The organism is Pseudomonas sp. Pseusp10 (assembly GCF_059492225.1).
Map to the genome: position 1 here is coordinate 418,902 of NZ_CP168528.1, position 11,946 is coordinate 430,847.

At 60.8% G+C, this 11,946-nt stretch carries 13 protein-coding genes; 8 read left to right on the forward strand and 5 right to left on the reverse strand.

The features are described 5' to 3' along the window. Positions 1 to 3: 3 nt before the first annotated feature. Positions 4 to 750, reverse strand: a complete 747-nt coding sequence (locus ACEN8Z_RS01890) for a LytR/AlgR family response regulator transcription factor (protein ID WP_108230864.1) — start codon at positions 748 to 750, stop codon at positions 4 to 6. A 523-nt stretch (positions 751 to 1,273) separates the two neighbouring features. Between ACEN8Z_RS01890 and argH the strand changes: the two genes are divergently transcribed. Beyond that, positions 1,274 to 2,668, forward strand: a complete 1,395-nt coding sequence (argH, locus tag ACEN8Z_RS01895; RefSeq protein WP_007978825.1) for an argininosuccinate lyase — start codon at positions 1,274 to 1,276, stop codon at positions 2,666 to 2,668. A gap of 132 nt (positions 2,669 to 2,800) precedes the next feature. On the opposite strand, the gene ACEN8Z_RS01900 is transcribed toward argH, so the two are convergent. Beyond that, positions 2,801 to 3,460, reverse strand: a complete 660-nt coding sequence (locus ACEN8Z_RS01900; RefSeq protein ID WP_495596624.1) for a glutathione S-transferase family protein — start codon at positions 3,458 to 3,460, stop codon at positions 2,801 to 2,803. A gap of 124 nt (positions 3,461 to 3,584) precedes the next feature. Here ACEN8Z_RS01900 and ACEN8Z_RS01905 point away from each other — a divergent pair, with 124 nt between their 5' ends. The 3 genes from ACEN8Z_RS01905 to ACEN8Z_RS01915 all read left to right on the forward strand — a co-directional run bounded on the left by ACEN8Z_RS01905 (position 3,585) and on the right by ACEN8Z_RS01915 (position 7,374). Continuing rightward, entirely contained in the window at positions 3,585 to 3,869 is a 285-nt protein-coding gene (locus ACEN8Z_RS01905; RefSeq protein WP_007992234.1) for a hypothetical protein, read from the forward strand. 222 nt (positions 3,870 to 4,091) lie between these two features. After that, on the forward strand, positions 4,092 to 4,337 hold the full coding sequence (locus tag ACEN8Z_RS01910; RefSeq protein ID WP_007980796.1) for a TIGR02647 family protein: 246 nt from the start codon (positions 4,092 to 4,094) through the stop codon (positions 4,335 to 4,337). A 193-nt stretch (positions 4,338 to 4,530) separates the two neighbouring features. Continuing rightward, the gene (locus ACEN8Z_RS01915; protein ID WP_495596625.1) at positions 4,531 to 7,374 is read left to right on the forward strand and encodes a class I adenylate cyclase; all 2,844 of its coding nucleotides are present in this window, start codon (positions 4,531 to 4,533) and stop codon (positions 7,372 to 7,374) included. A gap of 7 nt (positions 7,375 to 7,381) precedes the next feature. Here ACEN8Z_RS01915 and rnk read toward each other — a convergent pair whose 3' ends face one another. From rnk to cyaY, 3 genes are all read right to left on the reverse strand, one after another. Continuing rightward, entirely contained in the window at positions 7,382 to 7,792 is a 411-nt protein-coding gene (gene rnk / locus ACEN8Z_RS01920; protein WP_008001484.1) for a nucleoside diphosphate kinase regulator, read from the reverse strand. Between the two features lie 294 nt (positions 7,793 to 8,086). Continuing rightward, positions 8,087 to 8,305 (reverse strand): DUF1289 domain-containing protein, encoded by a 219-nt coding sequence (locus ACEN8Z_RS01925; protein ID WP_310055720.1) that lies wholly within the window; start codon positions 8,303 to 8,305, stop codon positions 8,087 to 8,089. A gap of 4 nt (positions 8,306 to 8,309) precedes the next feature. Then, positions 8,310 to 8,642 (reverse strand): iron donor protein CyaY, encoded by a 333-nt coding sequence (cyaY, locus tag ACEN8Z_RS01930; RefSeq protein WP_007980802.1) that lies wholly within the window; start codon positions 8,640 to 8,642, stop codon positions 8,310 to 8,312. 296 nt (positions 8,643 to 8,938) lie between these two features. On the opposite strand from cyaY, the gene lptM reads away from it, so the two are divergent. Genes lptM through ACEN8Z_RS01950 form a run of 4 tightly spaced genes read left to right on the forward strand, consistent with a single transcriptional unit; the run spans position 8,939 to position 11,946 of the window. Next, a complete protein-coding gene (lptM, locus tag ACEN8Z_RS01935) occupies positions 8,939 to 9,115 on the forward strand; it encodes an LPS translocon maturation chaperone LptM (RefSeq protein WP_007992225.1) in 177 nt (58 codons plus the stop codon). A gap of 9 nt (positions 9,116 to 9,124) precedes the next feature. After that, on the forward strand, positions 9,125 to 10,372 hold the full coding sequence (gene lysA, locus ACEN8Z_RS01940; RefSeq protein WP_116262304.1) for a diaminopimelate decarboxylase: 1,248 nt from the start codon (positions 9,125 to 9,127) through the stop codon (positions 10,370 to 10,372). Between the two features lie 4 nt (positions 10,373 to 10,376). Next, the gene (gene dapF / locus ACEN8Z_RS01945; RefSeq protein ID WP_007989473.1) at positions 10,377 to 11,207 is read left to right on the forward strand and encodes a diaminopimelate epimerase; all 831 of its coding nucleotides are present in this window, start codon (positions 10,377 to 10,379) and stop codon (positions 11,205 to 11,207) included. Positions 11,208 to 11,220: 13 nt separating this feature from the next. Continuing rightward, the gene (locus ACEN8Z_RS01950) at positions 11,221 to 11,946 is read left to right on the forward strand and encodes a DUF484 family protein (protein ID WP_085716236.1); all 726 of its coding nucleotides are present in this window, start codon (positions 11,221 to 11,223) and stop codon (positions 11,944 to 11,946) included.

Consider the following 11,946-nt stretch of genomic DNA (forward strand, 5'->3'; position numbering starts at 1 on the left):
TGTTTAAAGCTGTTGCATCATTTTGCGTACCCCTGCCACATGACGTCGGCTGACGATCAGCGCATCACCGTTGAGACCTTTGAGAAACAGCTGAAAATGCCCCAGGGGTGTGCGCTGCAGTCGCTCGATACGTTCGCGGGCGACCAGTGCATTGCGATGGATACGCACGAAACGGTCACCGAATTCATCTTCGAGGGCCTTGAGCGGCTCATCGAGCAGCACTTCGCCGCTTTCGTGGCGCAAGGTCACGTATTTGTGGTCGGCAATGAAGTACACCACCTGATCCAGAGGAATCAGCTCGATCCCTTTACGGGTTCGGGCGCTGATATGGCTGCGCGGGCCGCTGCCGCTTTCGGCAGCAGGGCGGGTCAGGGCGGCGAGCTGGGCACGATTGGGGCGCTCGGCTCTCTTTAATGCATCATGTAATTGTTCAGTTCTCACAGGTTTCACCAGATAGCCTACGGCGCTGGCCTGTAAGGCTTCCACGGCAAATTCATCGGGCCCGGCGCAGAACACCACGGCGGGCGGAGTTTCGCGTTCGCACAACCGCGCAGCCACTTGCAGGCCATCGAGGCCGGGCATGCGGATATCAAGCAGCACGATATCCGGCTTGTGACTGTCGATCAGTGCCAACGCCTCTTCGCCATTCGTGGCACTAGGCTCCAGGACACTGTATCCCTCGAGTTCGCCAACCATTCGGCTCAGGCGCTCGCGGGTCAAGGGTTCGTCATCAACGATCAGGACATTCATATTGCGCTGGATTCCTGCGTGAGTCTCGCACAAGGATAGCGTAGACAGGTGAAGTGACGTCCGTCACCGCGATCCACGCTAAGACTAGCCCGAGCGTCAAAAAGTGCCGTTGGTCCGGCGGCTAAATTTTCATCTGCCGGGCGATTGGCGGCCCAGGCCCGCATTGGCGACACATCGCCACAGGGTTTGCTGATACGCAATATGAACACCCCACTCTTTTTATGGTCAGCGGCTACACCGAGAAATGCGCTGATCCTATTGTCCAACTGTAGACGGTTGCCGGGACGTTATTGCTCAATTGAAAAATATCGTTGCGCTAATGCAGGAGCGAGCTTGCTCGCGATGAACCTGGCGTCGACGCGTTTATCCAGAAAGCACGCGTTATCGTTAACGCCCATCGCGAGCAAGCTCGCTCCTACACAAAAAAACGTGTCGACCAGTGTCAGCGACAGGATTGGCAACCCTGTTATTATCCGCGCCAGCGTTCCACGCCTTCTTACTTCAAGCCGATACGAGCGAATTCATGAGCACTGACAAGACCAATCAGTCCTGGGGCGGCCGCTTCAGTGAACCCGTCGACGCCTTCGTCGCCCGCTTCACCGCCTCCGTCACCTTCGACCAGCGCCTGTATCGCCACGACATCATGGGCTCGATCGCCCACGCCACCATGCTGGCCAAGGTCGGCGTGCTGACCGATGCCGAGCGCGACAGCATCATCGATGGCCTGAAGACCATCCAGGGTGAAATCGAGGCCGGCCAGTTCGACTGGCGCATCGACCTCGAAGACGTCCACATGAACATCGAGGCACGGCTGACCGACCGCATCGGCGTGACCGGTAAAAAACTGCACACCGGCCGCAGCCGTAACGACCAGGTCGCCACCGACATCCGTCTGTGGCTGCGTGACGAGATCGACCTGATCCTGGCCGAAATCACCCGCCTGCAAAAAGGCCTGCTGGAGCAGGCCGAGCGCGAAGCCGCCAGCATCATGCCGGGTTTCACCCACCTGCAGACTGCACAGCCGGTGACGTTCGGGCACCACATGCTGGCCTGGTTCGAAATGCTCAGCCGCGACTACGAACGCCTGGTCGACTGCCGCAAGCGCACCAATCGCATGCCACTGGGCAGCGCAGCGCTGGCCGGCACCACTTACCCGATCGATCGTGAGTACACCGCCCAATTGCTGGGTTTCGACGCGGTTGGCGGCAATTCGCTGGATAACGTCTCCGATCGCGATTTCGCCATCGAATTCTGCTCAGCCGCCAGTATCGCGATGATGCACCTGTCGCGTTTCTCCGAAGAGCTGGTGCTGTGGACCAGCGCGCAGTTCCAGTTCATCGATCTGCCCGACCGTTTCTGCACCGGCAGCTCGATCATGCCGCAAAAGAAAAACCCGGACGTGCCGGAGCTCGTACGCGGCAAGACCGGTCGCGTATTCGGCGCGCTGATGGGCCTGTTGACCCTGATGAAAGGCCAGCCACTGGCCTACAACAAGGACAACCAGGAAGACAAGGAACCCCTGTTTGACGCCGCCGACACCTTGCGCGACTCGCTACGGGCCTTTGCCGACATGGTTCCGGCGATCAAGCCAAAGCACGCGATGATGCGCGAAGCGGCACTGCGCGGCTTCTCCACCGCCACCGACCTGGCCGACTACCTGGTGCGTCGCGGCCTGCCATTTCGTGATTGCCACGAAATCGTTGGTCATGCCGTGAAATACGGCGTGGACAGCGGCAAGGACCTGGCGGAAATGAGCCTGGAAGAACTGCGCAAGTTCAGCGACCAGATCGATCAGGACGTGTTCGCCGTACTGACCCTGGAAGGCTCGGTCAATGCCCGCAACCACATCGGCGGCACCGCGCCGGCGCAGGTGAAGGCTGCTGTAGCGCGCGGTCAGGCACTTCTGGCCAGCCGCTAAAAGCTTCGTCGGATCGCCGCCCGGAGCAAGCCCGCTCCCACAGGGTTGTGTGTCGTTCGCGAGTCTGCGGCACGACACAAATCTTGTGGGAGCGGGCTTGCCCGCGATGACTGACTTCAGAACACCACAGAACTACTTCTTGGCCGCAATCATCGCCATGAACGCCGGCATCGCCGCTTCCCGATCCGCCGCCACGCGCTGCACATTCGGGTTTTCCCCAAACCGCTCCAGCAACGCCTTGGCCTTCGGCATTTCAGCCAACAAGTCAATGCCGAACAACTTCTGCGCCACACCACACGCCAGCGGCACGCTGTACTGGAAGTACAGATCGGCAATGCTCAAGCTTTCTCCAGCCACATAAGGGGCGAATTTGCCGTGCCTGGCCAGGGAGGCAAACCCCAGTAGCAACTCAGCCTTGCTCTTTTCCTTGATCGCCTCCGGCACCGTCATGCCAAAAAATGCCTCCGGGAAGCAGGCACGCGCCGGCAGTTCGATGTACAGCTCGATTTCCTTGGCCAACGCCAGCACCTGCGCGCGCTCGAACGGCTCATTCGGCAGCAGCGGCTTGCCCCTTTGGGCTTGTTCGATGTACTCGAGAATCACACTGGTTTCGTTGATGTAGCCCTGCTCGACGCCCAGCACCGGGACCTTGCCCCGCGGGCTGATCGCCAATGACTCCGGGGTCTGGGTCGGGACGAACATGACCTCCTCGAACGGCAGGCCTTTTTCCAGCAACGCCAGCTTGACCATGTTGTAGTAGTTGCTGACACAAAATCCATAAAGTTTAAACATCACATAGCCTCCAGGCCGTGCGGGGTGGGCAGTGCCTGTTTATAGAACGCTCCGGGGATTCTTGCCAGCAGCATCACGCGGTTGAATGCGGTTAAACTGGCCTCCTTTCCCTGAGGAGCCTGCCATGAGCGAGCTGAACGATATCGACAACGACGAAGAAGAGTTCGCCGAGAGTACCCTGATCCAGGCCATCGAAAACCAGATCGAAAGCGACAACCCGCCAGCGGCCAAGGCGACGTTCAACAAACTGACGCTGGTGGGTTACGAGCGGGAAGAAATCCTCAACCTGATGGCTCACGTTTTGGCGGTAGAAATCGACGCAATCCTCGAAGAAGACCGCGCGTTCAACACCGAATGGTACGAAGCTGCGCTACGCGCATTGCCCGAGTTGCCACCGGAAAAGCAGTAGGCCTACGCCCCCCCTGTAGGAGCGAGCTGGCTCGCGAAAAACCCGAGAGCGCCGCGGGGCGTCAGGTTTCCAGCGTCATCGTTGAAGACCTTCGCGAGCAATCGAGCGTCGACCGGCTGCTCCTACAGAGGAAAAAACCCTGTCGCCAGCACTGGACATGCCGGACAAGCGGGTTCACCTTAGGGGCGCTGTCGTCCAATTCCTAGAAAGTCTGGAGTCCTTATGTCGCTTACCCCTGAGCTGGTTGCCGAACTGGAAGTCCTCGCACTCTTCAACCTGGACAGTTCCCAGGAAGGTCTGAAAATTCATCAGACCGCTGCCCCGAAACACATTGCCGCCGCCAAACGCCTCTTTGAAAAAGAACTGACCGACCAGCCTGATGGCGGTTACCTGACCAGCCTGGGTCGTGATGCCGCGCAAAATGTGCAAAGCGTGCTGACTATTCTTAACGCCGAAGTAACAGCCTGAATTCTGCCGCATCGCCCACGGAGACCCCGATCCAGGGATTTCCGCGGGCACATCCCCCCTGACTTCTATCTCCACCGATAGAAATCTGACGCCAGAAAAACAAATCCGCTTAAAAGTCCTCGCCTCAAGGCGCTAAACTGCCCGTCATCCGAAGAGCCCCACATCCGAGCCCTGCGAGCCGGTTTGAGCTGACATGACCCGCACCCATGAAATCCGCCCTGATCTGGACGAGGGAATCGACCGCAAGGTTCTCAGCCAGCTGCGCGCACGCTTTCTGAAGCTCAACGAAGGACGCATGGCTCGCGCCATGGAAGGGTTGTCGACCCGCCAGCAAGGGGTCCTGACCTTGCTGCCGCTGTTTTTCCACGTTAATCATCCGCTGTTGCCCGGCTACGTTTCCAGCAGCACGCCAGCCGGGCTGTCGAATTTCGAGCCGGATGCCAATGTCCTCGCTGAAGCCCAGCGCCTGACTCGCTCGTTTTCCTACAAACCGCGCCACGGCAGCAACCCGCCCCGGCCAATTCACGGACTGTTCCTGATGGGCAGCCTCGGCACCCTGGCGCAGGCTGACCAGAGCGATATGGATGTGTGGGTTTGCCATGGACCCGACCTGACCGAGAACGAACTCGCCGAGCTGCGCAAAAAATGCCAGTTGCTGGAAACCTGGGCCGCCAGCCAGGGCGCCGAGGCGCATTTTTTCCTGATCGACCCGACCCGTTTCGTCCGTGGCGAGCGCGATACCCAGCTGAGCTCGGAAGATTGCGGCACCACCCAGCACTACCTGTTGCTGGACGAGTTTTACCGCACCGCGATATGGCTCGCCGGGCGGACACCGATCTGGTGGCTGGTGCCGGTCTACGAAGAATCGAGCTACGACCGCTACACCCATACCTTGATCTCCAAACGCTTCATCCGTGCCGATGAAACCCTCGACCTCGGTAACCTGGCCTACATCCCGCCCGGCGAATTTATCGGCGCCGGGCTCTGGCAGCTGTTCAAGGGCCTCGAGTCGCCCTACAAGTCGGTACTCAAGCTGTTGCTGACTGAGGTTTACGCCAGTGAACACCCCAGGGTCCATTGCCTGAGCCTGCGCTTCAAGCAAGCGGTGTTCGCCAACCGCCTCGACCTCGACGAGCTGGATCCGTACGTCGTGGTGTACCGGCGCATCGAGGAGTACCTGATCGCCCGCAACGAACCGGAACGGCTGGAACTGGTGCGTCGCGCGCTGTACCTGAAGGTCAATCGCAAACTCACCGGCAACAGCCGCACCCAAAGCTGGCAGCGCTCTTTGCTTGAGCGCCTGACCCATGAATGGCACTGGAACCAGCGCCAACTGGCCCTGCTCGACAGCCGCAGCCAGTGGAAAGTCCGCCAGGTCAGCTCCGAGCGGCGGGCCCTGGTCAACGAGCTGAACTACAGCTACCGCTTCCTCACCCAGTTTGCCCGCCACGAACAAACGGTCAGCCGCATCAACAAGCGCGATCTGAGCGTCTTGGGCCGTCGACTGTACGCCGCGTTCGAGCGCAAGGCCGGCAAAGTCGAGTTCATCAACCCCGGTATCGCCCCGGACTTGGCGGAAGACACCCTGACGCTGGTGTACGCGCCGAACAAGAAAGAACCGGGGCAAGGCCAGTGGGGCTTGTACAACGGCAGCCTGACGGCGCTGGAGTGGGAGCATTTCGCGCCGATCAAACGCAGCCGTCACTTGCTCGAGCTGCTGACCTGGTGCCACCGCAATGGCGTGATCGACAGCAGTACCCGCCTGGCCTTGCACCCCGGCAGCAGCGACTTGAGCGAATTCGAACTGTTCAACCTGCTCGGCAGCCTGCAACAGACGATCGCCCTGCCCCTGCCCACCGTCGCCGAAGAACCTCTGCTGCGCGCCAGCGTACCGAGTGAAGTGCTGATGCTGGTGAATGTCGGCATCGATCCGCTCAAGCATCATCGCGACCTGAATATCCTGATGACCACCGAGCGCACCGATTCCCTGAGCTACGCCGGCGTCCGGGAAAATCTGGTGCTGACCCTGGACCAGGTCACGCTCAATAGCTGGAACGAAGTGCTGGTCGGCCGCTACGACGGCCCCCATGCCCTGCTCGACTGCATCCGCGACTACCTCAACAACCTGCCGGCCGGGCCACAACAGCCGAAGCTGAGGGTGCGTTGCTTCTGCCATAACCGTGCGCAGTTCATTGCCCAACGGGTCGAGGAAATCCTCGATACCGCGCAGAACCTGCTGCTGAGCCAGCTCAATCATCGCTACCTGATCCAGGTCCAGCAGCACTACCACGTGCTGGAGTTGGTGCCGGGCCAGGTTCAGCACATCGCGCTGACTACTCTGCCGGCGTTGATCGATTACCTGGGCGAGGAGATGGCGAGCTACAGCCCGCTTCACCTGGACCCGAAGGCACTGGAAGAGCACGACCTTGCGCTGCTCCTGCCGACGGGCCAGCCGGATTGCATTCAAGTGTTCTACCGGGTCAACGAAGATCAGGCCGATCTGTACGTGCTCGATGAGTTCAATGCCCTGTGGCAGCAACGCCTGCCCTGGCACGATGAGCAAAGCCTGCTGGTGCCGCTGCAGCGTTTCCTGCAATCGATCCAGTACCGTCGCGATGCCTTGTTGCCGATGGACGCGGCCCACCCGCCGAACCTCGACACCCTGTATTGCCAGTTGCTGCCGTCAGGCCCTGGCCGGGCGCGCCGTATCGAAGCCCGACCAGCACCACAGACGCCGGTGAACAAACCGTTCTACGACGTGCAGGCGATCGTCGGCAAAGCCGCACCGGGCCAGGTGCAGGTCTCGCTGTATTGCAATCAAAGGGAGTTTTCCGAGCTGGAGCATGGCGACCAACTGTTCAGTGTGGTCGCCCGGGAAATCGTCGGGCAGCGCCGGGAAACCGAACGCTACCGCTGCTACATCACCGACCTCGACCTGTCAGGCCTGCTCGGAGAAGGACAGAGTTCCACGCATCTGTACCTGCGCTACAAAGCTGACCTGGAGCACGCATTGAACGAGGCGCTCGATCAGGTCTGAGGGGATGTCACTCCGGGAAGTCACCGCCATTGGCCGGCTGCGATTCGACTTCCAGCAACGTCAGCTTCAGTGTCTTGCCGCCCGGAGCCGGCCAATCGATATGCTGGCCAACCTTCAGGCCGAGCAGCGCACTGCCCACCGGCGCCAGGATCGAGACCTTGCCTTCGTCGGCATTCGCATCCTTGGGGTACACCAGGGTCAGGTGGTAGTCCTTGCCACTGCCTTCTTCGCGGCAATGCACACGGGAATTCATGGTCACGACATCGGCGGGCACTTCATCGTGGCCGACTACGGTATCGGCGCGATCCAGTTCGGTTTGCAACGCGATAACGCCCGGCAGCGTGTCGTCCAGGCTGTCGATCAGACGCTCCAGACGCTGGACGTCCAGACGGGTAAGGGTGATAGAAGGTGCGGTCATGATCAGGGCAGACTCCTTTCTTCTGCACGAAAAAAGCAAAACCCCGCCAGAAAAAGGCGGGGTTTTCACAAGCCTCGATGGGTTGAGGCATATCTGGACACTATCACAGCTCAAAAAATATACAAGTCAGGTCCGACCATGCACCTTGTAGCAGCTGGCGAAGCCTGCGTTCGGCTGCGCAGCAGTCGTAGAACCTGAATGCTCGGTATTCCTGGTACACCTTATTGTCTGATCTCACGACTGCTGCGCAGCCGAACGCAGGCTTCGCCAGCTGCTACGGATCGCGTTACGGCGTTAAATGGCGGCTTTGCGTTGCGCTGCCTGGGCGCAGATGACGCGGCGGCGATCATCGTCCGCCGAGCGCCATTCACGAATATCTTCGACATGGCGCAAGCAGCCCAGGCAGACTTTTTGCTCGTCCAGCCGACACACACCGCTGCACGGCGATGGCACCGCCGGGCTGACATTGCTGTAGAGCGGCTTGGGCGGGCGGACAGGCGCAGGCTGGGTCACGATCTCACAGGCCTTCGAAATCGAGTTCGACGCCGGCCTGTTGCTGGACGATACGCTCGAGCATTTCACCCAACTGCTCTTCGCTCTTGTCACACATCCAGCGCTCGCTTTCTTCGTCATAGTCGAAGTGGAAGCCCCCGGACACCGCGGCCAGCCACAGCTGACGCAGCGGCTCCTGGCGACTGAAGATCAGCTGGCTGCCGTTCTCGAATTTGACGGTCAGCACACCGGCCGAGCTTTCGAGGTCGATGTCCAGGTCGCTGTCGTCAAAGATGTCCTCCAGAGTTTGCTGGGTGGCATCGACCAGGTCGTGGAAACGCGCTTCGGACAAACTCATTACGGCAACCTCAAAAAGTGTCTGATCAGGCTCAAGCGCCGCAAGATACGACCGAGCCCCGTCGAATGCAAAGGATAATGACCCGTTGCCCTACCTGTGGGAGCGAGCTTGCTCGCGATGCGGCCTCACATTCAACATTAATGCGCCTGGTATGGCCTCATCGCGGGCAAGCCCGCTCCCACAGGGTTCTATGTGCTTACGGCCAAGCCCCGCCGGACGGGAGCCCCGCTGCATAGGCAAGCTGCCGGGTGGCCGGTATACTCCGGCGCAATTAATGCATTTTCAAGGATTTCGCCATGAAGCGCCTGATCTCTTCCCTTGCTGCGCTCCTCGCGGTCGCCTGCCTTGTGTCGGCCTGCGGTCAAAAAGGGCCGCTCTACCTGCCTGATGAAGACCAGGACCCTGCCGAGCAGGCCAAGTCGTCGCAACAGCAGCCTGCCTCGAAAGCACACAAGCACGACGTCTACCAATAAGGGAACCTCATGGACGCTTTTAACTACCGTGACGGTGAACTGTTCGCGGAAGGTGTTGCCCTGTCTGCCATCGCCGAGCGCTTTGGTACACCGACCTACGTTTACTCCCGTGCACACATCGAAGCCCAATACCTGGCTTACGCCGATGCGCTGGCCGGCATGCCGCACCTGGTCTGCTTCGCGGTCAAGGCCAACTCCAACCTGGGCGTACTGAATGTCCTGGCGCGTCTGGGCGCCGGTTTCGATATCGTCTCCCGTGGCGAACTGGAACGCGTACTGGCCGCTGGCGGCAGCGCCGACAAGATCGTGTTCTCCGGCGTCGGCAAGACCCGTGACGACATGCGTCGCGCCCTGGAAGTCGGCGTGCACTGCTTCAACGTCGAGTCCACCGACGAGCTGGAACGCCTGCAAGTAGTCGCCGCCGAACTGGGCGTTCGCGCGCCGATTTCGCTGCGCGTGAACCCGGACGTCGATGCCGGTACCCACCCGTACATTTCCACCGGTCTCAAAGAGAACAAGTTCGGCATCGCTATTGCCGACGCCGAAGACGTGTACGTGCGTGCCGCGCAATTGCCGAACCTGGAAGTGGTCGGCGTCGATTGCCACATCGGTTCGCAACTGACCACCCTGCCACCGTTCATCGATGCCCTCGACCGCCTGCTGGGCCTGGTCGACCGCCTCGGCGATTGCGGTATTTACCTGCGCCACATCGATCTCGGTGGTGGCTTGGGAGTGCGTTATCGCGATGAAGAGCCGCCATTGGCTGGCGACTACATCAAGGCCGTGCGCGAACGCCTCGACGGTCGTGACCTGGCGCTGGTGTTCGAACCGGGCCGCTTCATCGTAGCCAACGCCGGTGTATTGCTGACCCAGGTCGAATACCTCAAGCACACTGAGCACAAAGACTTCGCCATCGTCGACGCCGCCATGAACGATCTGATCCGCCCGGCGCTGTACCAGGCCTGGATGGACGTCACTGCCGTGCGCCCGCGTCAATCCGCCGCCCGCGCCTACGACATCGTCGGCCCGATCTGCGAGACCGGCGACTTCCTGGCCAAGGATCGTCAGCTGGCCCTGGAAGAAGGCGACTTGCTGGCCGTGCATTCGGCCGGCGCCTACGGGTTTGTCATGAGTTCCAACTACAACACCCGCGGCCGTACCGCTGAAGTGTTGGTGGACGGTGATCAGGCATTTGAAGTGCGTCGCCGTGAGACGGTAGCCGAGTTGTTTGCTGGCGAAAGCCTGCTGCCGGAGTAAAACCATGCTGCTGCGTTTTACCAAAATGCACGGCCTGGGTAATGACTTCATGGTCCTCGACCTGGTCAGCCAGCACGCGCACATTCTGCCCAAGCACGCCAAACAATGGGGCGACCGGCACACCGGCGTCGGTTTCGACCAGTTACTGATCGTCGAGGCACCGAGCAATCCGGACGTGGACTTCCGCTACCGGATCTTCAACGCTGACGGCTCCGAAGTGGAACAGTGCGGCAACGGTGCGCGCTGCTTCGCCCGCTTCGTGCTCGACAAGCGCTTGACCGCCAAGCGGCAGATTCGGGTCGAGACCAAAAGCGGCATCATCGAACTGGACATCCGCAACGATGGCCAGATCAGCGTCAACATGGGCGCGCCGCGCCTGGTGCCGGCGGATATCCCGTTCCAGGCAACGGAGCAGGCCAAGAGTTATCAGGTCGACGTCGACGGCACCCCGGTCGAACTGGCTGCGGTATCCATGGGCAACCCCCATGCCGTGGTGCGGGTCAGCGATATCAACAATGCGCCGGTGCATGAACTGGGGCCGAAAATCGAACATCACCCGCGCTTCCCGGCACGGGTCAATGTCGGTTTTCTCCAGGTCATCGACCGGAGCCGCGCGCAGTTGCGCGTCTGGGAACGCGGAACCGGGGAAACCCAGGCTTGCGGAACCGGCGCCTGTGCCGCCGCAGTGGCCGCGATCAGCCAGGGGTGGATGGATTCGCCGCTATTGATCGACCTGCCTGGCGGGCGCCTGTCCATCGAATGGGCAGGCCCTGGCCAACCGGTGATGATGACCGGCCCGGCAGTGCGCGTATATGAAGGACAAGTGCGTCTTTGAGTGAGCGAAATCCATGACCGACAAGCCCCAGGTACCCGCACGACAAGCTGACGAATCGCCGTCCGAAAGCCTGGAGGCGGCGGCTGTAGCCGCGTACCTGGAGGCTCATCCGGACTTCTTCGTCGAGCACGAAGAACTGCTTCCGTCCCTGCGTATTCCCCATCGGCGCGGCGATACCGTGTCGCTGGTGGAGCGTCAGATGACCATCCTGCGCGACCGCAACATCGAGTTGCGTCATCGCCTGTCGCACCTGATGGACGTAGCCCGCGACAACGATCGTCTCTTCGACAAGACCCGTCGCCTGATCCTGGCGCTGATGGATGCCGCCAGCCTGGAAGACGTGGTGATGTGCGTCGAAGACAGCCTGCGCCAGGAATTCCAGGTGCCCTTCGTCAGCCTCATTCTGCTCGGTGACAACGCCATGCCGGTCGGCCGCTGGGCCACTCACGCCGAAGCACAAGTGGCCATTGGCGGCTTGCTCTCGGAAGAAAAAAGCGTCAGCGGCAGCCTGCGCGAACATGAGCTGGACTTCCTGTTCGGCGAAGAACAGCGCAAGCAGATCGGCTCCACCGCGGTGGTTGCCATCAGCCACCAGGGCATCCACGGCATCCTGGCCATCGCCAGCCGCGATCCGCAGCACTACAAAAGCTCGGTGGGCACCTTGTTCCTGAGCTACATCGCTGAAGTCATGGGTCGCGTGCTGCCACGGGTCAACAACTCCCTGCGCTCGGTACGCTGA